The sequence below is a fragment of the Streptococcus sp. FSL L8-0526 genome (assembly GCF_038007145.1).
GTDB classification, from domain to species: Bacteria; Bacillota; Bacilli; order Lactobacillales; family Streptococcaceae; genus Streptococcus; species Streptococcus thermophilus.
Window position 1 is genome coordinate 19601 of record NZ_JBBOWP010000002.1, and the last position, 21899, is coordinate 41499.

Here is a 21899-nt window from a genome sequence, read left to right on the forward strand (position 1 = left end):
TAGCTTATTTTGCTTTAATAATAATTGCTTCAAGAAGTATATTGGCCGTCCCTTCTGGAGATTCAATGCAGCCTTCCTTTAGCCAGAGTGCCAAAATGGTAACAATGGTAATGACGTAAACTTCCGAAGAATACTTGACTGGAATATGATAGCTTCTTTCCATAAGTTCTGTGACATTTTCAATATCAGAGTTAAGGATGGTCTCGACAATGAACTCACAAATCAATTCATTGATGTTTGGAGTATGTGTCATTAATTTGCGACAGAGCTTATGATTTTCCTTAAGATATCGTAGCATCTCGGTTAAAACACCTTTTTGATAGGTCATATACTTTTGCAGAATACTTGAAACTTTATCTAAAATCTTAGATAAGGTAGTTTCAACCAAGTTATCTTGATTTGAATAGTAGTAGAAGGTTGGTCTGCTGAGATTTACTTTTTTTGATGATGTTTATGGTGTTGATTTGTTCGAGTGAACTCTCTTCTGAGAGTTCAGTAAATGCATTGACAATTTTTTTGTTTGGAAATAGTTGCTTCCTTTAGCATAAGTAAGCCCCTTTATATAAACATAATAATTTCAAGACTTATATAAAAACCTAATTTTTCCCTGAAATCTTACAAGTATTTCGTAGTTGTAAGCAAAAGAAGCTGAAACTCTCATTTTATCAGTATTTTAGAGAAGTAATTTTTTTGGCAGACTCGTTAAGAAACTAACGTCTTATTTGTCAGTAAGGCCTATTTTTGCTATAATATAAGGTAAATCAACGTTATAGGAGAATTAAATTTATGAACACCGTCCTTTGGATTATTCTTGTTTTTGTAGCCCTTTTGGGTGGCTTCTACGGAGGCGCATATTTTTCCCGCAAACAAATTGAGAAAGAATTAGCTGAAAATCCTCGTTTGAATGTGGACGCTGTTCGTACAATGATGTCGGCAGCAGGCCAAAAGCCTAATGAAGCTAAAGTGCGTCAAACATATAATCAGATTATTAAACAACAAAAACAAGCACTTGCAGATAGCAAGAAAAAATAATGGTGGGGAGCTGGGACGTGAATCTCAGCTTTTTACTTGTAATGTAAGGGGATAAGGAGACAAGATGGATAATCGACCTATAGGATTTTTGGATTCTGGTGTCGGAGGCCTGACGGTAGTACGTGAACTTAAACGTCAGTTGCCTCACGAGTCCATTGTTTATATTGGTGATTCTGCTAGGGCTCCATATGGCCCTAGACCAGCAGGACAAATCAGAGAGTATACCTGGCAGTTGGTTAAATTTCTCCTGACTAAAGACGTAAAGATGATTGTTATTGCTTGCAATACGGCGACAGCAGTGGTTTGGGAGGAAATTAAAGAGGCTTTAGACATTCCAGTACTAGGTGTGGTTTTGCCTGGTTCTAGTGCTGCCATTAAGTCTAGTCGGTCTGGTCAAATTGGTGTCATTGGTACTCCTATGACAATTTCGTCTAATATCTATGAGCAAAAAATTAAGCGTCTGGCGCCACAAATAAATGTCCTGAGTTTATCCTGTCCCCGTTTTGCCCCAATTGTTGAATCAAATGAAATTAATTCAAGTGTGGCTAAAAAGATTGTCTATGAAAGCATGGCTCCTTTAGTTGATAGGGTAGATACCTTGGTTTTGGGTTGCACCCACTACCCACTTTTACGCCCGATTATTCAGAATGTTATGGGGCCAAGTGTCAAATTAATTGATAGCGGAGCTGAAACTGTTCGTGATGTTTCTGTCTTGCTCAATTACTTTGAAATTAACCGTAGTCGTGAGGTCGAAGACAAGACGGAAGAATACTACACCACAGCTAGTGTGCTTGGTTTTAAAGAAATTGCTGAGCAGTGGCTGGGTGAGGAAGTTACTGTCCAACATGTAGATTTGGATAAGGAGTTAGAAAATGACTAAATCAATTTTTGAATATAAGGATGATCAAGACTGGTACTTGGCTAGTTTTGGAAGCTATAATCACTTGACATGTTTTGGTGATGATGAGGCCTATGAACAATATGTTGACTTTTTTCAGGGCTTGACTAACACCTTGGCTGTTAGTGGTTTTCAGTTACATGTTGTTAAACACTCATCGGATCTTCGCTTAGTGTCTTTTATCTTGGATTGTTTGAAAGAGGAGCTTGGTCGAGACTTGGTTGTTACGCAACATCAAGGAACTTTGCTTGTAAGTGAAGGGGATAAGCTTCTCTATGTCCACGTACCTAGAGAAGGTATATGCTTGGATGATTTCTTTGGTTCTGACAATAAATCAGACTTTGGTGATGTTTTGTTGATTGCGACACGCAACGAAGGAAAAACCAAGGAGTTTCGGAAACTCTTTGGAAAGCTTGGTATTAAGGTAGAAAATCTTAATGATTATCCAGATCTTCCTGAGGTTTCTGAAACTGGTATGACCTTTGAAGAAAATGCACGCTTGAAGGCGGAAACTATTTCGAAATTAACTGGGAAGATGGTTCTTTCAGATGATTCAGGTTTGCAGGTAGATGTTCTTGGAGGTTTGCCGGGTGTGTGGTCTGCTCGTTTTGCGGGTCCAGAAGCTACCGATGCTGAAAATAATGCTAAGTTACTGCATGAACTTGCCATGGTACTTGATAATAGCAAACGCTCTGCCCAGTTCCATACAACCTTAGTTGTTGCAGCACCTGGACGTGATAGTTTGGTTGTTGAAGCAGACTGGAAAGGTTATATTGGCCGAGAACCTAAAGGTGACAATGGTTTTGGTTATGATCCCCTTTTCTTAGTTGGTAATACGGGTAGGACAGCAGCAGAGCTTTCTACAGAGGAGAAAAATGAACAATCTCACCGTGGACAAGCTGTTAAGAAACTTATGGAGGTATTCCCAGCATGGCAGAACAAACAATAATCGTAATGAGCGACTCCCATGGAGAACGTGATATTTTAGTAGAAATAAAAAAACGTTATCAAGGGAAGGTAGATGCCATTTTCCATAATGGAGATTCTGAGTTAGAATCAAGTGATTCTGTTTGGGAAGGTATCCATGTGGTTCGTGGTAACTGTGACTATGATTCAGGTTATCCAGAACGTTTGGTCGTGAAACTTGGTGATGTGATTATTGCACAAACGCATGGTCATCTCTTTGGGATTAATTTTACCTGGGACAAGTTGGATCTTTGGGCACAACAAGAGGATGCTGATCTCTGTCTATATGGGCATTTACATGTGGCAGCAACTTGGCGAAATGGTAAGACAGTGTATATCAATCCAGGTTCTATTTCACAGCCACGTGGCCCAATCCATGAGAAACTCTATGCTAAGGTGATTATAAACGATGCAAAGATTCGTGTGGAGTATTACACACGTGACCATGAACTTTATTCAGAACTTACACAGGAATTTGAACGATGATTGCTAAAGAATTTGAAGATTTTTTGTTGGCTCATTTAGACAACTATTTGATCCCATCAGATCAAGTTACTATTTTTATTGATAGCCATAACGCTGATCACGTGGTTCTGCTTTTGACAAGCAATGGTTATTCACGTGTGCCCGTTTTGACTAAGGACAAGCATTATCTTGGGACAGTATCTTTGGCGGATATCAAGCGTTACCAAGATGAACATAACTTGCAAGAGTGGGAGATGGTTAATCGCGATATCGGACCGATGACTTCAGATGTTGTGGCAACAGTGAAAGATGATGCTAATCTGAGTGAGGTAATGCATAAGCTTGTTGATAATCCTTTCCTTGCAGTAGTTGACAGCCAAGGTATTTTTAAAGGGATTATTACACGAAAATCAATTCTCAAGGCAGTTAATAGCCTCTTACATGACTTTACACATGACTATATCATCATTCCAAAAACAACTGACAACTCAGATTACTGATTTTCTAGCTAGGAAGACCATTTCTGATAGCTCAAAACAAGCTTACGCTTATGATCTTAAGCAGTTCGTAAACTGTCTTCCAGGACGAGTAGATCAAACCAGTCTCAAGCTTTATGAAAATCAACTCAAGGAGTGGAAGCCTTCTGTGCAAAAACGCAAGCGCTCGGCTGTTAATCAGTTTTTGCTTTATCTTTATCAAAAGGGTGAGCTAGAGGAGTTTTTTAAACTGTCAGAGACTGCACCACTCCCTTCTCAGCAAGAAGAGTTAGAAAGATTTGATTTGTCGTCACTCTATGAGGGACAAGAAGGGCCCGGTAAACTGGCTTGTCTGTTTATTCTAGAGTTAGGACTCTTACCTTCGGAAATCTTGGAGCTGAAATGGGAAGATATCGACTTGGATTTTGGTGTTGTAACCGTGGCTAAGGGAAGTACTAAGCGTGTTCTCAGACTGGATGGAGCTTTGAAAGAGCTCTTATTTAGGATTAGAAATGACAATAGTCAGGGATTGATTTTGAGTAAGGCTTTTACCCGTCAGTGGCTGTATAAGCAGATTCAATCTTATGTTGGTGGATGCGGCTTATCGGGGGTAACTGCCCAAGTCTTGCGCCAGCAATATATTCTTAGACAGATTGAAAAGGGAACGGGCGCCTTTGAACTTGCTCGTTTACTTGGGCTAAAAAGTCCAGTGACCTTGGAGAAATACTATAAAACCTAATGGATATTAAGTTAAAAGATTTTGAGGGGCCACTAGATTTGTTGCTCCATCTGGTTTCTAAGTATGAAGTAGATATTTACGATGTTCCCATTGTTGAGGTCATCGAGCAATACTTGTCTTATTTGGCGACCTTGCAAGCTATGAAGCTAGAGGTTGCTGGGGAATATATGCTTATGGCTAGCCAGCTCATGTTGATTAAGAGTCGAAAACTATTGCCGACAGTTGTAGAGGCTGAGCCTGAAGCGGATGATCCAGAACTAGAGCTTTTGAGTCAGCTAGAAGAATATGCACACTTCAAAGCAGCTAGTCAAGAGTTGGCTAAGAAGCATGAAGTGCGAGCTCAGTATTTTTCAAAACCAAAAGTAGAATTAGTTTATGAAGATGTGACGCTGAATCAGGATAAGACGATTCAAGATATTTTCTTGGCTTTTTCAAAAATCATGGCTGAAAAGCAAGAAGAAATTCGTCAAAGTCACACGACTATTGCACGTGATGATTATAAGATTGGAGACATGATGTTAATCATTGAGGAGGCCTTTAGTGCGAAAAATAAATTGTTTTTAGATGAGCTTTTTACAGATGCTAAGGATATGAATCATGTGATTACACTCTTTTTGGCAACTCTTGAATTAATTAAGATACATCGAATCTCGGTACAGCAGGAAACAATTTTTGGAACAATCACTCTAAGAAAGGAATGGACGAATGAGTAGTCACTTAGCACGATTAGAAGCCCTACTTTTTGTAGCTGGTGAAGATGGTCTTAGTCTAAGGACTATGGCACAGCTCTTAGAAATGCCAGTGACGGGACTGACTCAGTCCTTAGAAAAATTGCAAGCCAAGTATGAGGCAGATGAGGACACGGCACTTTGTTTATTGGAATCGTCAAATACCTATAAGATCGTGACTAAGCCTGATTTTGCAAGTCTTCTGCGTGACTATTCCAAAACCCCAATCAACCAAAGTCTATCCCGAGCGAGTCTCGAGGTACTTTCTATAGTTGCTTATAAACAGCCCATTACTCGCGCTGAAGTTGATGACATTCGAGGTGTCAATTCCAGCGGCGCTATTGCCAAGCTTCAGGCTCTTGATCTCATTCGAGAGGCTGGTAAAAAGGATGCTGTGGGTCGTCCCAACCTATATGTGACAACTGATTATTTCTTGGATTATATAGGAATTAACAGTTTAGACGAACTTGTGGCCATTGATCAACTAGAACTTGAAGAGCAAGAAACGAGCCTATTTAGGGAGGATGCTCCAGAAGATCTTGAGGATTTGGACAATTAAGAGTAAACCTTGTTGAAACTAATCATTAAAAATTAAGAAACATAGCGGAAATGCTAGGTAGAAAGGATACAGCTGAAGCTGTAGAAAAAAGAATGCGAATTAATAAATATATCGCCCACGCTGGTGTGGCTAGTCGTCGTAAAGCTGAGGAATTGATTAAAGAAGGCCGTGTGACTTTAAACGGTAAGACCGTTATGGAATTGGCAACAATTGTCAAAAATGGCGACATTGTCGAGGTAAATGGAAGTCCAATTTATAATGAAGAAAAGGTATACTACCTTCTTAATAAACCACGTGGGGTTATTTCTTCAGTATCTGATGAGAAAAATCGTAAGACAGTTATTGATCTAATGCCCCACGTTAAGGAACGTATCTATCCTGTTGGTCGTCTTGATTGGGATACGACTGGCCTTCTTATTTTAACAAATGATGGTGACTTTACCGATAAAATGATTCACCCACGTAATGAGATTGATAAGGTTTATTTGGCGCGTGTTAAAGGTATTGCGACTAAGGAAAATCTTCGTCCTTTGACTCGTGGTGTGGTGATTGATGGTAAAAAAACTCAGCCGGCCCATTACAATATTATCAAGGTGGATCATGAAAAGAACCGATCAGTCGTCGAGTTGACGATTCATGAAGGGCGAAACCATCAGGTTAAGAAAATGTTTGAATCAGTAGGTTTGATTGTTGATAAGTTGTCACGTACCCGTTTTGGTACCCTAGATTTGACAGGACTACGTCCAGGAGAGTCACGCCGTCTAAACAAAAAAGAAATTAGTCAGCTTCATAACATTGCTGTTAACAAGGTTAAAGGATGAAGAAGTTTCTGATTGCGTTAGTAAAGGCTTATCAGAGATGGATTTCTCCCCTGTTTCCACCGTCTTGTCGTTTTCGTCCAACTTGCTCAGTCTATATGATTCAAGCAATAGAAAAACATGGTTTAAAGGGAGTTCTTATGGGAATCGCCCGTATCTTAAGATGCCATCCCCTATCAGAGACTGGTGACGACCCAGTACCAGATTATTTTAGCCTAAAACGTAAAAAAACTCCCTTGGACAATTGAATCCAAGGGAGCTTTTTTATGCTTAAATTTTTGACCATGTTTTTGGTAGGAATAGGAGCAATAAAGGATAGATTTCCAAACGTCCAGCAATCATAGCAAATCCCATGATTAGCTTAGACAAAGGACTAAAAATAGCGAAGCATCAGTTGTTCCAAGTAAAGGTCCAATATTGTTAAATGTTGAAGCAGCAGCACTTGTCACAATCAAGAAATTTTGATTATCCAAGGACAGGATTGTAACTAGACTTAGTATGATCAACACATATACAGCCAAATATTTAAGAACGCTATGCTGTGTTTCTTTATCAAGAACACTTCCATTAATGTGTAGAGATAGGACACGGTTAGGATAGAGGCTAGCTAAGGTCTGATTACGTACAATTTTAGCAATAATCATAGCACGGATAACCTTGAAGCCACCAGCTGTAGAACCCGCTGATCCCCCGATAAACATCAGGAGAAGCAGGATGTACTGAGAAAATAGTGGCCATTTGGTAATATCTGTTAGGCCAAATCCCGTCGTTGTGATAATCGTTGACACTTCAAAGAATGAGTATTTAAACGAGTTAGCTAAACTGTGGTAAATTCCAAAAATATTGAGGATAATTAAACTTGTTGATACCGCAACAATCGTAAGATAGGTACGTAGCTCTTCATCTTGGAAGAAGAATCTGATTTTGCGAAGCAGGATATAGAAGTACAAGTTGAAGTTAACGCCAAATAGTAGGGTACCAACTGTAACCACATAAGTAATTAAATCGCTGTTATAGTGGGCAATAGAGTCATTATAGACTGCAAATCCACCGGTACCAGCACCTCCCATCGCAATGACAATACTATCGAAGAGTGGCATGCCACAAATCCATAGAATCATAGCAAAGATCACAAACATGCCCAGATAGATGATGTACAAAATCTGAGCTGTATTTTTGAGCTTGGCAACGACCTTACCAAAGACTGGACCAGGCACCTCTGCACGCATAACCTCATGATGACCATTTTTACTGTTGTTCATTATGGCTAGAGCAAAGACCAGCACCCCCATCCCTCCAATTAGGTGAGCGAAGCTTCGCCAGAAGAGGAGAGAATGGGTCAAGACCCCAGTATCTGTGAGAATAGTAGCCCCTGTAGTTGTGAAACCTGAGCTCATTTCGAAGAAGGCATCGATGACACTTGGGATTTGCCCGGCAAAAACAAACGGTAATCCCCCAAAGAAGGACCAAAGTACCCAACAGAGGGCTACAATGAGCATTCCTTCTTTGGTGTAAATGCGGTAGTTCTTAGGTTTAAAGAGAGTACCAAGCACTCCGATAAAAAGGAGGATCGCCATAGTCCCCAAAATGCTGGCAAATACCTTGGCGTCTTCTTGATAAATAAGAGCCACGATAAGAGGTACAACTAAGAGTCCAGCTTCAATGAGGAGCAGTTTAGAAATAAGAAAACGGACAATAGATCGATTCATGGCAGCTTACCTCTTCAATAAGTCGTAAATGTGGGTTACGTTTTGCAAGAGAGTAACGACCACGATTTTATCACCAATTGCCAATTTATCTTCTCCAGTTGGGAATATGGCTTTTCCATTATGGATGATAGCAGCAATAAGCACACCATGAGCGAATTTAAGTTCAGAAAGTTTCTTCCCAGCGATTTTATTGTTTTCCTTAATTTGGAATTGTAGGGTCTCGATACGGCCATTAGCTACGTGGTGAAGCGCGTCAAGACTAGAATCTTTGGCGTTATAGCGACCACGAACAAAGTGCATAACGGTATCAACAGCAATACTCTTAGGAGTGACAATTGTTGTCTCACGTGTGTCGACAATCTCTAAAAGACTGGTACGGTTGACCTTGGTAATATTTTTATGGATACCAAGACTTTCAAGGAACATAGAGGTTATTATATTTTCCTCATCTACTCCAGTTAGAGTAGCAACAGCATCATAACTAGCTGCGCTCTCTTCAAGAAGAAGGTTTTTAGCAGTACCATCCCCTAAGATAACGGAAACTTCAGGGAATACTTGACTAAAGGTTTGCGCACGGTCCATTTTCTGTTCAATCAATTTGACCTTAATACGGTTGTTTTTCAAGATATTTAGTAAGTAGTAGGAGATACGTCCAGCACCAATCAACAAAAGTTTTTTGATGCTTTTTGGTTTAATATAACTGTGGAAAAGTGCCATGTCAACACGTTTCCCAGTTACATAGATCTTATCCCCAGCTTGCATGGTAGCATTCCCGTCTGGAATGGTGAGGTCGCCTTGACGATCAATCGTACAAACCAAGATGTTACCGAATTTCTTACGAAATTGTTCCATTGTCATACCGGACAATCGGCTCGTTTCAGTGACCCTAAATGCCATAAGGATAACCTGTCCATTAGCAAAGGTTTCAACTGATAGAGCGTTTGGAAATTCAACGGTATTGGCAATATAGCGAGCTGTTAAAAGTTCAGGGTTAACTACTAATGAGAATCCGAGGAAGTTTTTGTCTTTGAAATAAGTATTAGAATATTCTGGGTTACGTACACGAACGATAGTTTCTTTTGCACCCATTTGTTTTGCCAGAACTGCTGATATCATGTTTACTTCATCTTTATCAGTCATGGCGATAAAGACATCGCAGTTGTTAACCTCGGCTTGTTCCAAAATCTTGAAATTTGCCCCATTTCCAGCAAAGCCCATAACATCGTAGCGTTTACTGATGCGTTTGAGGACCTCTTCCTTTTCTTCAATTAAAATGACGTCGTGCTTCTCATCAACAAGAGAACGACAGAGTGCTGTACCGACTTTACCAGCACCTACGACAATAATACGCATGAATTACCTCCAAATAATCATTACTATGATACCTTATGTTGGCCGAAAAATCATCCTTTTCAGCCAGCTTTATAGGTTATTCCTGTAAAAAAGGTGATGAAGTTAAAAATATTAATTTTTTTTCTACTAATAGTGTTGACTTTTACAGCTAAAGTGCTAAAATATACTCAACCATTCACTATTTTAAATCTAACCTGTCATGATTTAAGCTAATGAATGTCCACAACCATGTCGTCTGCTGAGCTTGACTCCGGGCGACATGGCATTTTTTATGTCTAGGAGAAGTCAGATGTCACGTAATCATATTGTCTTGTTTGAACCCCGTATTCCACAAAACACTGGAAATATTGCGCGTACCTGCGCAGCAACCAATAGCCCCCTCCACATCATTCGACCTATGGGGTTTCCAATTGATGACAAGAAGATGAAGCGAGCAGGCCTGGACTATTGGGATAAGCTTGACATCACTTATTATGACAATTTGGCTGATTTTATGTCTAAAAATCATGCTGGTCGTTTGCATCTAGTAACGAAGTTTGCGGATAAGACATATTCAGAAGAGGCCTATGCTGATGGTGAGGATCACTATTTTATGTTTGGTCGTGAGGATACAGGCCTACCTGAGGACTTTATGCGTGAGCATCCTGAAAAAGCTATTCGTATTCCTATGAATGATGAACATGTCCGTAGTCTTAATGTCTCAAATACGGTTTGCATGATTGTCTATGAAGCTCTTCGTCAGCAGCAGTTTGAGGGGTTGGAGCTGAGTCACCACTACCATCATGATAAATTAAAATAGATACTTCATGTTGTCTTAAAAGAATAAGTATAGTTATTGACTATCAATAAACTAGAAATCCATAAATTAAGAACCTTGTCACCAAGGTTTTTTTATGTTATCCTTAAAGGGTCTTCAGGGCAGGGTGAAACTCCCGACCGGCGGTGATTCTTTGGATAAGTCCGCGAGCGCAAGCTGATGAGGTGTAATTCCTCAACCGACAGTATAGTCTGGATGGAAGAAGACCAGTCTTTTTGCGTAGGCTTTTTTTGGCATAGGCAAATACATTGGGAACTTCTTTCAAATTGTTAAAATTTGGAGGAATTTTTTTATGACAAACACACGTAAATTGGCTTACATTGCCATTTTATCTGCAGTTTCATTCTTGTTGCTTTATTTTTCATTTCCATTGATTCCAGCAGTAGACTTTTTGAAGGTTGATTTTTCAATCCTTCCTGTTCTTATCGCCTTGGTTATCTTTGATTTTAAGAGTGCTATTGGTGTTCTCTTGCTTCGTTCATTGTTAAAGCTCTTACTAAACAATGGTGGCCCAGGATCATTGATTGGGCTTCCTATGAATTTTGTTGCTCTAGGAGTCTTTGTTTGGGGCCTAAGTTATTTTTGGAAGAAAAATCAAACAACCAAGAATTATATTCTTGGTTCTGTTTTAGGAACGATTTTGCTTACAGTTGCCATGGTTGTTCTTAATTACATTTATGCAGTACCACTCTATGCTAAATTTGCTAACTTTGATATTGCGCAATTCATAGGTCTCTATAAATACCTTTTCGCTATGGTAGTACCTTTTAACTTACTGGAAGGCTTGATTTTTTCAGTAGCTTTTGCTCTTATTTATGCCCCACTTAAGTCTATACTAGTAAAATTATAAATATGAAACACAAATACACACATTATATTTACGCTTCCTTTGCCTTTTTGTTATTTGTTACTCTCGGTTACATGGTTAAGTTCTACCCTGAAGCCTTGACAGAATTTGATAGCAGCATACAAACTAGGGTTCGAGGAGACTTACCAGCAGGACTGACACGCTTCTTTAAAATAATTACCATTCTTGGAAACACGCCGGTCCAGACTATTATTGCAATTGTAGCAGTAATCTGGCTTTATTTACGTCAGTATAAATCAGAAGCTATCTTTGTAGGTACCAGTGGAGTTATCGCTAGTGTTATGATTGTAAGTCTGAAGTACATTTATCAGCGTCCTCGCCCATCAATTACGCATTTGTTACATGCGGGAGGCTACTCTTTTCCTAGTGGCCATTCTTTAGGGACATTTATGATTCTTGGAGCTATTGCTATTGTCCTTGCTCAGCGTATGGAGAAAAAAAAATCCCAAGTAGCAGTTTATGGTATTACTGGCCTTCTGATTGCTCTTGTTGGACTGTCGCGTATTTATGTGGGTGTTCATTATCCAACAGATGTTTTAGCTGGCTTTACCCTAGCGTTTGGCTTACTTAATGCTGTCTATCCAATTTATGACCGTATTCGCTTTGAATGGCGATTTCAAAGCAAACAGAAATAAAACAATATGCAGTTCTAAACTGCATTTTTTTGTTGATTAATCAAGACTTATCTTATAAAAAACATTATTTTGTTATTAATGTATAAAAATATAGTATTTAAGACTAATATTCTGTTAAAAATGATACTGTCAATAATTATGTGTAAACACTCAAGTAGAGTTGAAGAATGTTAATCAAATAAGCTTTCAAGTGTGTCAGCACATTGGCCAAACCCTTTATGGATGCGTTGATTTTGCTTGAAATTATAATCTTCAAACAGGGTAACTAAATAACGTCCCAGAGCCTCCTCGTTAGGAAAAAGAATCTTCTTTTTCGTTTGACGTTTGATCTCTTTGTTAAGAGACTCAATGAGGTTTGTCGAATAAATGCTATGCCAAATCTGGTAGGGAAACTGATAAAAAGTTAAAAGATTATCCGTATTCTCCAGACTTTCCATGACTTTCCTATACTTTGGTTTCCATTCGGAGATAAAGTTCTCTAAAGCTTGCACTGCCATTTCTAAATTTTCAGCACGATAAATCGTTTTAAATTGCTCCAGAATAACCGCTCTATCTGCTCGTTTCACTTTACTAGCTAGATTTCGACTAATATGAATTAAGCAACGTTGTTGTTTAGCTAATGGGTAAGCCTGATTGATAATCTCTTCAAGCCCCTTGAAGCCATCGGTCACTACAAGAGAAACCTGTTGGATTCCTTGGTTTTGAAGCTTGTCTAACAGGGTGGACCAAGAAGCATTGTTTTCATTTGGGGCGATTTCATATCCAAGAACAGCCTTCTGTCCTTCTGGTGTAATGCCAAGTGCGATATGAATACATTCTTTACTAACGGTTCCACGTCTTAAGGGAAGATAGGTTCCGTCAAGAAATAAAACAGAGTAATTGGCTTCTAAGCTTCGCTCATGAAAAGTAGCGACATTCTCCTGAGTTGCTTTTGAGATATTAGAAATTGTGGCAGGACTATAGTGATGACCATACATTCGCTCGATGATATCACTAATTTCTCGAGTCGTTACACCGGTTTGATAGAGTTTGATAACCATCTCTTCCAAGTGGTCATCTCGACGTCCATAAGCGGGAAGCAAAGCTGGACTAAAGTTCCCATTACGATCTCTAGGAATACTCAACTGAACAGTCCCATATTTGGTTTCGAATTTCCGTGCATAGCTTCCGTTACGACTATTCCCAGAATTATAGCCTAATTTATCGTAAGGTTCATACCCTAAAAAGGCTGATAACTCTGCTTGAAGCAGATCATTCATAGCTGTTTCAAGAGAAGTACGGAAAAATTCATCAATATCTTGCTTTTGGGCTAGGAAGTTAAGTAGTTCTGTGGTAAACTGAGTCATAGGAATAAATCTCTTTCTAGTAATGTTTTGCAACTCTACTATAACGGATTTATTCCTTTTTGTGTTTACACAACTTATTTTACACTACCTTAAAAATGCATTAACTGTATATTAAATATATTACAATTGTGATATAATATTTTTAAAGTTTTGATATAAAGGAGATTCTCTTGAACATAAAAGACAGCATTGGACTAAGAATCAAAACTGAGCGTGAACGCCAACAGATGTCACGTGAAGTGCTATGTTTAGATGGTGCGGAATTGACTGTTCGCCAGTTAATTCGTATTGAAAAGGGGGAGTCTCTCCCGTCTTTAGATAGATTATCGTATATTGCTAAACGTTTAGGAAAAAGTATGACAGAGTTATTGGATCAAGACAATATTACCATTCCTGACGAATATTATGAAATGAAGAATCGTTTGATTAAGTTTCCAACGTACAGAAACCCTGACAGAATAAAGTCTAAACTTACTTTGATTGAGGAAGTCTATGAGAAATTTTTTGATATTCTTCCAGAAGAAGAATTATTAACTCTAGACATTCTCGAAAATATATTGAGTTTTACTAGCTGGCAGGAGAGTCCAAAAGTTGAGGAGATATATGAAGACTTGTTTGAACAAGTCAAAAGGAAGAGGAAATTCTCAACTAACGATTTATTAGTCATTGACTATTATTTCTTTCATCTTTATGGGAGAAAACAGTATGACAAAAAACTATTTGAAAGAATTATAAAGAGAGTATTAAATCAGGAAATTTGGACAGATGATGTTTACAATATTGTTTTATTTAATGATTTGATGGCTATTGCTGCTTTAAAGATTTTTCACAATTCCTTCTCAGACTTCTTAACAGTTGTGGATAAGGCCTTAGCTGTCATAGAAAAATCACAATTATATAGCTACAAGCCTAGTGTTTTTGTACTTAAGGCTAAATATGAACTTCTGCATAAAGAAAACAAGAAAGAGGCTGCAGAGAATTATGATAAGGCCATAATGTTTGCTTCCGTTTTGGAAGACTCGGTTTTAGAGGAAAGTATAAAGGCAGGAAAATTGGCAGATGGTTTATAGAAATGGTGGTGACATAAATGTCACTACTTTTTTAGGGTTAAATGTGTACTATAGAAATATAAATAATAGTTAAAAGGAGTTATATTTTGAAAACCCTGAAAATATTTGTACTATTTTCACTACTTATTGCTATCTTGCCTTATTTTGCAGGATGTCTTTAATAAGGAGCTATCATGCCAAAATGTCCATATATTTCACAGGTTGATCAGCGTGATTGTGGGGTAGCTGCCTTAGCTATGATTCTCAAGCACTATGGTTCATCCTATATCTTGGCTTATTTGCGGGAGGAGTTAGCTCAGACTTCTCGTGAAGGAACTTCTGCGCTTGGTTTGGTTGAAGCGGGCAAGCAGTTGGGGTTTGAAACTCAGGCCATTCGTGCAGATTTAGACTTGTTTAAACAAGGAAACCTATCTTCTCCTTTTATTGTACATGTGATTAAGGATGGTGGTATTCAACATTATTATACATTATTTGGTAAGGACAAGGGGCAGGTTGTAATTGGTGATCCAGATCCTAGCAAGAAGGTCATTAAACTGTCCCTAGAGGATTTTGACAAGGAATGGACAAGGGTTGCTCTATTTTTTGAACCAGGAGAAAACTACATTAAATATAAGGAAGAGGTACCTGGTCTTCTTTCGTTTTTACCAATTTTATTTCGTCGTAAAAGTTTGATAGCAGTCATCGTCTTGCTGAGCTTTCTGGTGACCTTTGTTAATATTATTGGTTCTTATTATTTGCAGTCTATTATAGACCGCTTGATTCCTCAAGAAAAGACTATTCTCTTCTGATTGTGATTTCTCTCGGTTTGTGCATCGCCTATCTAGCCCAACAAGTCTTCACTTTTTTCAAAGATTATCTTCTACATCGATTGGGTAATTACTTTTCCATTTCTGTTATCATTCCTTATATTAAATATGTCCTTTCTTTGCCTATTAGTTTCTTCGGTTCACGTCGTACTGGTGAAATCATGTCACGTTTTGGAGATGCCAACACCATTATCGATGCTCTAGCTTCAACAATCTTATCGATTTTCCTAGATGTGACCATTGTGATAACTTTAGCTGTGGCCCTTATTTTACAAAACCGTTCTCTTTTTTTGATGACCTTAACTGTAGTTCCTCTTTATGGTTTGATTATTCTGGCCTTTTATAAGCTTTTTGAGAAGGGAAATTATCAATTAATGGAGGCAAATAGTCAGGTCAATACTGTTATTATTGACGATTTACGTGGTGTTGAAACTTTAAAATCTTTAAGAGTTGAAGAGAGAGGTTACCAAGAAATTGAGGTGAAATTCCATGACTACTTGAAGAAATCTTTGTCTAAGGTCAAGTGGAAATTAACTCAGTATGGCTTAAAAACAGAGGTTCAGTTAGTTTCCAATGTCTTTATCTTATGGTATGGGGCACAATTGGTTATGTAAGGGCAACTATCTGCTGGTCAGTTGATTACCTATAGTATGTTGTCTAATTATTTTACGACTCCTTTAATTAATATTATCAATCTTCAATCTAAGATTCAGCAAGCCAAGGTAGCCAATAATTGTCTTCAAGAAGTTTATGTTGTGAATAAGGAAGAAAAAGGTCAACTCAAAGATTTATCCTTTAAACAATTAGACTTAAAAGGTGTTAGTCATCGTTTCAGATACCAACAAGAGACACTTCATAATATTGATTTGACCATTAATAAGGGAGAGAAAATCGCCCTCATGGGTCAGAGTAGTTCTGGGAAAACGACTTTAGCGAAGATTTTGTCAGGTTATTACACAAAATCTAGTGGTCATGTAATCCTAGATAAAGCTTCTATTAGCCAAGCGGAGTTGCGCCAGTTGGTGACCTATGTTCCACAACAGACCATGTGTTTACGGGAACAATATTAGAAAATCTATTGTTAGGCCTTGAAGGAGAAGTTGATGAGCATCTTATTCTGAAAGTCTGTGAACAAGTCGATATTTTGGCTGATATTCAAAAGATGCCCCTAGGTTTTCAGACCAAAGTATCTGAAGACGGAGGTCTGTCTGGCGGTCAAAAACAAAGATTAGCTATAGCAAGGGCTCTCTTGTCCAATCAACCAATCTTGATTTTTGATGAAGCTACAAGTGGTCTGGACAGGGAAACTGAAAGTAGAGTAATGGGCAATCTTTCTGAACTGACACGAACAATGATTTTCATTGCTCATCGTAGCAGTGTCTACCAACATGTCAGTCGTGTAGTAACTATGGCAAATGGGAAGCTTGAAGCAGCTAGTCCCAACTTCAATCCATTCCAGTTCATTTAAAATCATCTTCCTAATTTAAAATCATCTTCATATTTATATAGAAAAATTAAGAAATCTAAAAATTCAAATCTTGCAGCCGCCTTCTTTATGTAGTATACTGGGGGCATACTATTAAGAGGTGTAAACATGTTAGAGGCATATAAAAATTTTTGGTTAGACTATCTCGATTTTTATGGTCGTACAAAACGATTAGACTATTGGTGGGTTGTCCTGCTTAATGGCGTTATCGGTAGCTTGGTTTTCCTACTGATGTACTTGCTTGGGCAAACAAAAGCTGCTGGATTTACATTGACGGATTTCATTCTATTTATAGCAGCAACGGCACTTCCTACAATTGCAATTCAGATTCGTCGTTTACGCAATGCTGATTTTAATGTTGCTTGGATTGTTTTAAAGGCAACTCCTTTAACGGTAGCTCTTTGGGTAATGTACGCCTAAAATAAAGCTACCTAAGAGGCTAACGAGGGTGAAGCTGATAGTTGCATAAAATACAGCGAGACGGGTCGCCTGGATAGGTTTCTAAAGTCTAATAAGTGTTAGGACACACCAAATAAAGAGTACTGTGACAAACCAACCTGATAGTAAGCGACGTGGCGTTACACCATAGAGTGCTATATAAACGCCAAAGAGTTTCCAGCCGGCGATAAGGGCAAAGAGGCTAGCAAAAGTAAAGAGTAGGGTACTCAACAAACGGAGGCCCCTTGTGGGTGAAGAAGTTTTCTTTAGAAAAAATGTAAAGTCCAGCTAGGATTCCCAAGTTAAGGGTAGAGACTCGAACTAATTGCCAGAAGCCCTGAACAGCAATATGTGAGGCTTGATGGGCTGGAATGTTGACTTGGTTGAGAGAAAGGAGTTCTCCCATTTGACTAGTGGCAGTTAATATGAATAGGGCATAAGTAAGGCAGAGGCTTCTGAGTACGATATAAGCTGCTACTTTTGGAAACTGACGGGTTGTTTTAAGACGGCCTTCAAATCGTTTTTGACTAAGTGGCTTTTCTTTTGCCAAATAGGTTGCAATAAGTTGAGCAAAAAGTCCTGAGCCATAGGGATACTGGTTATTAAACGAGAGAATAATAATCCGTTATCCTTGAAGGTGACAGTGAAATCAAGTAGAGTAGCAAGTGTATGGAAGAACTGTTGCCAAAGTTGTCCGAAAGCAGGCAAGACCTGACTAAGCTGACTAGCAGCGAATACCGTCAGTATCAAGGCAATCATGATACTAATGAGAATCATCCATTTGTGGTTCTGAACTGCGTGTTTTTCTTCTTCAGAGAGCTCTTGTTTAGGTGCTGTTTTATAGAGTAGTGTCCAGGCTCTGATAAAGAAATATTTCAGTGGGAAGATGCAGCTAGTGTATAATGAGGTCTAGCCAAACCATAATTCCCAAACGGTCTTGACTACTTTGTCCAGTACGTGCTATTAAGTAAAGGAGGATACTCGCATGAAGGCAAAGAATCTAAGCGCTCTCCCAGTTGTCGTGCAGACCCCAAAGACTAATTTGTAAACCTTGTAGTAGACTAGTGACCATAAGTATTGCCGATTCAAGTCGCATTCCCTTTGCTTTTCCACCTAATAGACGACAACCCAGTTCAATCGTACTTATCAAGACAACGATTGCTGGAAAGGCAAAGGAAAAATGGGTCAAATAAGTGACATATAGGAAGCAGGCCACGAGACAGGCGACAATCAGTCCCTTAATTTTCCAAATGTCTTTTGGTGAAAAATATTCCAAGAGTTTCTTGGTTTTGGTTTGAAGACTAGTCTTTTCGTCGGGCTATTCCTGGGAGACTAGCTGTAAATTAGTAGTATAGTTATTTGTTTCCATCATAATTCTCCTTTTGGATGTTAGTCCAAAAAAGACTTTATTATAAAAAATGTTCAATTTTGTCACCCAATTGTAAAATTACTAAAAATAGGTCTATGGACTTAGGTCTGGAGAATGAGTTGGAAAAATAGGTGAGTAAAAAATATTATGCTCACATTGAATGATAGATTGTACGGGATATATTGTCAGAAACTGTCAAATGCTAAAGATAGTTTTTTAGAGATTAACTGTTTGTTTATCTGGGATTGAGCAAAGGACTTCTATCGAGGATCACCAAAGGTGATGTCATTTTTTGACACTATATGTTAGATTGACTGCTATCTAAATGTTGCAAAATTTCTGAAAATTCGTTGACATGTGTTTTCAAAATAGTATGATATTAACATAAAAAAACTTAGGAGGTTCTTATGTTAGGTGTCATCCTACTCTATGTTGGTATGGTTTTGATGAGTAATGGACTCCATCGTTTAGAGGGTATTCCTGATAAATCAAATGTTGTCATGAATATCTTTACGGGTGGTCTGGGTTTGATTCTCAACATTATTGTCGTTGCTTACGGAGCTTGTACAGGGCAAGGTGCTGAATGGTTTTATGGTAGCGCTACTGGTCTTTTATTTGCTTTCACCTATCTTTACTCAGCAATCAATACGATTTTCGATTTTGATCAACGTTTGTATGGGTGGTTTAGTTTATTTGTGGCAATTAATACGCTACCAGCAGGGATTCTTTGCTTAACATCTGGATACGGTGGTAATGCTTGGTATGGTATTATTTGGTTCTTGTGGGGTGTCCTATGGCTAACTGCCTTTATTGAAATTAATCTTAAGAAGAATCTAGGGAAATTTGTCCCTTACCTAGCTATTTTTGAAGGAATTGTAACAGCTTGGATTCCAGGGCTTTTGATGCTTTGGGGCAAGTGGTAAGCATTGATTTAAGGAGGAAAAACGATGCAATTGACAATGCGCGAGCAGGAAAAAATGATGATTAGCCTTGCGGCTATGATTGCTCAACGACGTAAAGACAAAGGAATCAAATTGAATCATCCAGAAGCAGTTGCTTTAATCACTGAATATGTGCTTGAAGGTGCAAGAGAAGGTAAAACTGTTGCCCAATTGATGGATGAAGCTCGCAATCTCTTAACACGTGAAGATGTTATGGAAGGTATTGCAGAAATGATTCCAATGATTCAAGTTGAAGCTACTTTTACGGACAGTACAAAACTGGTTACTGTTCATGATCCTATTCAGTAAGGAGAAATGTAATGATTCCAGGTGAATACCATGTGGCGAGTGAGCCAATTGATTATAACGGTGGTTACGAAGCCATTAGTCTTGAAGTGAAAAATGTGGGTGACCGTGCTGCTCAAGTGGGTTCTCACTACCATTTTTATGAAGCAAACGAAGCTGGTCTTCAATTTGATCGTGAAAAGGCGCGAGGCAAACGTCTAGATATTCCAGCAGGTACAGCCATTCGTTTTGAGCCAGGTGAAACGAAAACAGTACAACTTATTGACTTTGGAGGGAAACGTCGTATTTTTGGTTTCAATAACAAGGTCAATGGTTTCTTAGACTAGAAAGAGGACAAATCGATGAGTTTTAAAATGGATCGTGAAGAGTATGCTCAACACTATGGACCAACTGTAGGGGATAGCGTACGTCTTGGAGATACCAATCTTTTTGCTGCCATTGAAAAAGACTTTACTGTTTATGGACAGGAATCTAAGTTCGGTGGCGGTAAAGTTTTGCGTGATGGTATGGGTGTTAGTGCTACGGAAACACGTGACAATCCATCAGTTGTTGATACCATTATTACAGGTGCAACCATCATTGACTATACAGGTATTGTTAAAGCAGATATCGGTATTCGTGATGGTAAGATTGTTGCTATTGGTCGCGGTGGTAACCCAGATACAATGGACAATGTGGACTTTGTTGTGGGTGCTAGTACAGAAGCCATTGCTGCAGAAGGTTTGATTGTGACTGCTGGTGGTATTGACCTCCACGTACATTATATTTCTGCTGACCTTCCTGAATTTGGTTTGGATAATGGAATTACGACCCTCTTTGGTGGTGGTACTGGTCCCGCTGACGGTAGTAATGCAACAACATGTACACCTGGTAAATTCCATATTACTCGTATGTTGCAAGCTGTTGATGATATGCCTGCTAACTTTGGTTTCCTTGCCAAAGGTGTTGGTTCTGAGACTGAAGTGGTTGAAGAGCAAATTAAAGCTGGTGCAGCAGGAATTAAGACACACGAGGACTGGGGTGCGACTTACGCAGGAATTGATAATTCCCTTAAAGTTGCGGATAAATACGATGTTTCTTTTGCGGTCCACACCGACTCTTTGAATGAGGGTGGATTTATGGAAAATACTTTGGAATCTTTCCAAGGTCGTACCGTTCATACCTTCCATACCGAAGGTTCTGGTGGTGGGCACGCTCCAGATATTATGGTTTTTGCAGGTAAGGAAAATATTTTGCCATCATCAACTAACCCAACTAACCCATATACCACAAATGCTATTGGTGAGTTGTTAGATATGGTTATGGTTTGTCACCACTTGGATCCAAAAATCCCAGAAGACGTATCTTTTGCCGAATCACGTGTTCGTAAACAAACTGTGGCTGCAGAAGATGTTCTTCACGATATGGGAGCCCTTAGTATCATGACTTCAGACGCCATGGCAATGGGACGTGTCGGTGAAGTAGTAATGCGTTGTTGGCAACTAGCTGATAAGATGAAGGCTCAGCGTGGTCCACTTGAAGGAGATTCAGAGTTTAACGATAATAACCGTATTAAACGTTACGTGGCTAAATATACAATTAACCCTGCCATCACCAATGGTATTGCAGACTATATCGGTTCTGTAGAAGTTGGTAAATTTGCAGATTTGGTTATCTGGGAACCAGCACAATTTGGTGCAAAACCTAAGTTGGTGCTTAAGGGTGGTATGTTAACTTATGGTGTTATGGGTGACGCTGGCTCAAGTCTTCCAACACCTCAACCACGTATCATGCGTAAATTATATGGTGCTTATGGTCAAGCGGTTCATAAAACAAATATTACATTTGTCTCTCAATATGCTTATGATCACGGTATCAAAGAAGAAATTGGTTTGAATAAGATTGTTCTTCCTGTTAAGAATACGCGTAACTTGACTAAGCGTGATATGAAGCTTAATGACTACGCTCCAAAAACAATCCGTATCGATCCACAGACCTTTGATGTCTTTATTGATGATGAGTTGGTTACTTGTGAGCCAATCCATACGACATCATTGTCTCAACGTTATTTCTTGTTCTAAGGAAAACGCTATAT

Annotated in this window: 26 protein-coding genes, 2 pseudogenes and 1 riboswitch; of the genes and pseudogenes, 22 read left to right on the forward strand and 6 right to left on the reverse strand. The window is 38.8% G+C overall.

What is annotated here, in order from left to right:
* Positions 1–4: 4 nt before the first annotated feature.
* Positions 5–328: a TetR-like C-terminal domain-containing protein gene (locus tag NSQ85_RS07280; RefSeq protein WP_232087351.1), complete on the reverse strand. Its 324-nt coding sequence runs from the start codon at positions 326–328 to the stop codon at positions 5–7.
* A 458-nt stretch (positions 329–786) separates the two neighbouring features.
* Here NSQ85_RS07280 and NSQ85_RS07285 point away from each other — a divergent pair, with 458 nt between their 5' ends.
* The 10 genes from NSQ85_RS07285 (at position 787) to yidD (ending at position 6929) form a co-directional block, all read left to right on the forward strand.
* The gene (locus tag NSQ85_RS07285) at positions 787–1032 is read left to right on the forward strand and encodes a YneF family protein (protein WP_179972593.1); all 246 of its coding nucleotides are present in this window, start codon (positions 787–789) and stop codon (positions 1030–1032) included.
* 64 nt (positions 1033–1096) lie between these two features.
* Positions 1097–1912, forward strand: a complete 816-nt coding sequence (racE, locus tag NSQ85_RS07290) for a glutamate racemase (RefSeq protein WP_179972594.1) — start codon at positions 1097–1099, stop codon at positions 1910–1912.
* On the forward strand, positions 1905–2879 hold the full coding sequence (locus tag NSQ85_RS07295; protein ID WP_340781580.1) for a nucleoside-triphosphate diphosphatase: 975 nt from the start codon (positions 1905–1907) through the stop codon (positions 2877–2879). The genes racE and NSQ85_RS07295 overlap by 8 nt, the downstream gene beginning before the upstream one ends.
* A complete protein-coding gene (locus NSQ85_RS07300; protein WP_179974212.1) occupies positions 2861–3382 on the forward strand; it encodes a metallophosphoesterase in 522 nt (173 codons plus the stop codon). Before NSQ85_RS07295 ends, NSQ85_RS07300 begins: the two co-directional genes overlap by 19 nt.
* The gene (gene cbpB, locus NSQ85_RS07305) at positions 3379–3861 is read left to right on the forward strand and encodes a cyclic-di-AMP-binding protein CbpB (protein WP_179974213.1); all 483 of its coding nucleotides are present in this window, start codon (positions 3379–3381) and stop codon (positions 3859–3861) included. The genes NSQ85_RS07300 and cbpB overlap by 4 nt, the downstream gene beginning before the upstream one ends.
* Positions 3815–4576, forward strand: coding sequence for a site-specific tyrosine recombinase XerD (gene xerD, locus NSQ85_RS07310; RefSeq protein WP_014607947.1), 762 nt, complete (start codon positions 3815–3817; stop codon positions 4574–4576). Before cbpB ends, xerD begins: the two co-directional genes overlap by 47 nt.
* Positions 4576–5289, forward strand: coding sequence for a segregation/condensation protein A (locus NSQ85_RS07315; RefSeq protein WP_179974214.1), 714 nt, complete (start codon positions 4576–4578; stop codon positions 5287–5289). The genes xerD and NSQ85_RS07315 overlap by 1 nt, the downstream gene beginning before the upstream one ends.
* Positions 5282–5863, forward strand: a complete 582-nt coding sequence (gene scpB / locus NSQ85_RS07320) for an SMC-Scp complex subunit ScpB (protein ID WP_179974215.1) — start codon at positions 5282–5284, stop codon at positions 5861–5863. Before NSQ85_RS07315 ends, scpB begins: the two co-directional genes overlap by 8 nt.
* Before the next feature lie 92 nt (positions 5864–5955).
* Positions 5956–6684, forward strand: coding sequence for a pseudouridine synthase (locus tag NSQ85_RS07325; RefSeq protein WP_179974216.1), 729 nt, complete (start codon positions 5956–5958; stop codon positions 6682–6684).
* Positions 6681–6929 (forward strand): membrane protein insertion efficiency factor YidD, encoded by a 249-nt coding sequence (gene yidD / locus NSQ85_RS07330; protein ID WP_179974217.1) that lies wholly within the window; start codon positions 6681–6683, stop codon positions 6927–6929. Before NSQ85_RS07325 ends, yidD begins: the two co-directional genes overlap by 4 nt.
* A gap of 22 nt (positions 6930–6951) precedes the next feature.
* On the opposite strand, the pseudogene NSQ85_RS07335 reads toward yidD, so the two are convergent.
* Positions 6952–8390 (reverse strand): annotated as a pseudogene (locus tag NSQ85_RS07335) (TrkH family potassium uptake protein).
* A gap of 6 nt (positions 8391–8396) precedes the next feature.
* Positions 8397–9743 carry a Trk system potassium transporter TrkA gene (gene trkA / locus NSQ85_RS07340; RefSeq protein WP_340781587.1) on the reverse strand — a complete coding sequence of 449 codons (1347 nt, stop codon included), beginning with the start codon at positions 9741–9743 and terminating at the stop codon, positions 8397–8399.
* A 289-nt stretch (positions 9744–10032) separates the two neighbouring features.
* Between trkA and NSQ85_RS07345 the strand changes: the two genes are divergently transcribed.
* From NSQ85_RS07345 to NSQ85_RS07355, 3 genes are all read left to right on the forward strand, one after another.
* Positions 10033–10542: a tRNA (cytidine(34)-2'-O)-methyltransferase gene (locus tag NSQ85_RS07345; protein WP_179974219.1), complete on the forward strand. Its 510-nt coding sequence runs from the start codon at positions 10033–10035 to the stop codon at positions 10540–10542.
* A gap of 106 nt (positions 10543–10648) precedes the next feature.
* Positions 10649–10771, forward strand: a riboswitch (FMN riboswitch).
* A gap of 81 nt (positions 10772–10852) precedes the next feature.
* On the forward strand, positions 10853–11410 hold the full coding sequence (locus NSQ85_RS07350) for an ECF transporter S component (RefSeq protein WP_179972601.1): 558 nt from the start codon (positions 10853–10855) through the stop codon (positions 11408–11410).
* A gap of 2 nt (positions 11411–11412) precedes the next feature.
* Positions 11413–12063 carry a phosphatase PAP2 family protein gene (locus tag NSQ85_RS07355; protein WP_340781589.1) on the forward strand — a complete coding sequence of 217 codons (651 nt, stop codon included), beginning with the start codon at positions 11413–11415 and terminating at the stop codon, positions 12061–12063.
* 170 nt (positions 12064–12233) lie between these two features.
* On the opposite strand, the gene NSQ85_RS07360 is transcribed toward NSQ85_RS07355, so the two are convergent.
* Positions 12234–13409 carry an IS256-like element IS1191 family transposase gene (locus tag NSQ85_RS07360; RefSeq protein WP_179972202.1) on the reverse strand — a complete coding sequence of 392 codons (1176 nt, stop codon included), beginning with the start codon at positions 13407–13409 and terminating at the stop codon, positions 12234–12236.
* A 170-nt stretch (positions 13410–13579) separates the two neighbouring features.
* On the opposite strand from NSQ85_RS07360, the gene NSQ85_RS07365 reads away from it, so the two are divergent.
* The 5 genes and pseudogenes from NSQ85_RS07365 to NSQ85_RS07385 all read left to right on the forward strand — a co-directional run bounded on the left by NSQ85_RS07365 (position 13580) and on the right by NSQ85_RS07385 (position 17191).
* Positions 13580–14479: a helix-turn-helix domain-containing protein gene (locus tag NSQ85_RS07365; RefSeq protein WP_179974221.1), complete on the forward strand. Its 900-nt coding sequence runs from the start codon at positions 13580–13582 to the stop codon at positions 14477–14479.
* Between the two features lie 173 nt (positions 14480–14652).
* Positions 14653–15267 (forward strand): cysteine peptidase family C39 domain-containing protein, encoded by a 615-nt coding sequence (locus NSQ85_RS07370; protein WP_179974222.1) that lies wholly within the window; start codon positions 14653–14655, stop codon positions 15265–15267.
* Positions 15268–15284: 17 nt separating this feature from the next.
* Positions 15285–15899 carry an ABC transporter transmembrane domain-containing protein gene (locus NSQ85_RS07375; protein WP_179974223.1) on the forward strand — a complete coding sequence of 205 codons (615 nt, stop codon included), beginning with the start codon at positions 15285–15287 and terminating at the stop codon, positions 15897–15899.
* A gap of 285 nt (positions 15900–16184) precedes the next feature.
* Positions 16185–16753: pseudogene (locus NSQ85_RS07380) on the forward strand (ATP-binding cassette domain-containing protein).
* Positions 16754–16879: 126 nt separating this feature from the next.
* Positions 16880–17191, forward strand: coding sequence for a DUF805 domain-containing protein (locus tag NSQ85_RS07385; RefSeq protein ID WP_095559231.1), 312 nt, complete (start codon positions 16880–16882; stop codon positions 17189–17191).
* A 220-nt stretch (positions 17192–17411) separates the two neighbouring features.
* On the opposite strand, the gene NSQ85_RS07390 is transcribed toward NSQ85_RS07385, so the two are convergent.
* Together NSQ85_RS07390 and NSQ85_RS07395 are read right to left on the reverse strand one after the other, a co-directional pair.
* Complete coding sequence (locus tag NSQ85_RS07390; RefSeq protein WP_232086208.1) at positions 17412–17759, reverse strand: DUF4153 domain-containing protein; 348 nt, start codon at positions 17757–17759, stop codon at positions 17412–17414.
* Positions 17684–17986, reverse strand: a complete 303-nt coding sequence (locus NSQ85_RS07395; protein ID WP_232086872.1) for a hypothetical protein — start codon at positions 17984–17986, stop codon at positions 17684–17686. Before NSQ85_RS07395 ends, NSQ85_RS07390 begins: the two co-directional genes overlap by 76 nt.
* 999 nt (positions 17987–18985) lie before the next feature.
* On the opposite strand from NSQ85_RS07395, the gene NSQ85_RS07400 reads away from it, so the two are divergent.
* From NSQ85_RS07400 to ureC, 4 genes are read left to right on the forward strand one after another with little or no spacing between them, the layout of a single operon-like run.
* Complete coding sequence (locus tag NSQ85_RS07400) at positions 18986–19501, forward strand: AmiS/UreI family transporter (protein ID WP_179974225.1); 516 nt, start codon at positions 18986–18988, stop codon at positions 19499–19501.
* Positions 19502–19525: 24 nt separating this feature from the next.
* Positions 19526–19828, forward strand: a complete 303-nt coding sequence (locus tag NSQ85_RS07405; protein WP_179974226.1) for an urease subunit gamma — start codon at positions 19526–19528, stop codon at positions 19826–19828.
* Positions 19829–19839: 11 nt separating this feature from the next.
* Complete coding sequence (locus tag NSQ85_RS07410) at positions 19840–20151, forward strand: urease subunit beta (protein ID WP_002886559.1); 312 nt, start codon at positions 19840–19842, stop codon at positions 20149–20151.
* A gap of 15 nt (positions 20152–20166) precedes the next feature.
* Positions 20167–21885, forward strand: coding sequence for an urease subunit alpha (gene ureC / locus NSQ85_RS07415; RefSeq protein ID WP_179974227.1), 1719 nt, complete (start codon positions 20167–20169; stop codon positions 21883–21885).
* The last annotated feature ends 14 nt before the right edge of the window (positions 21886–21899 follow it).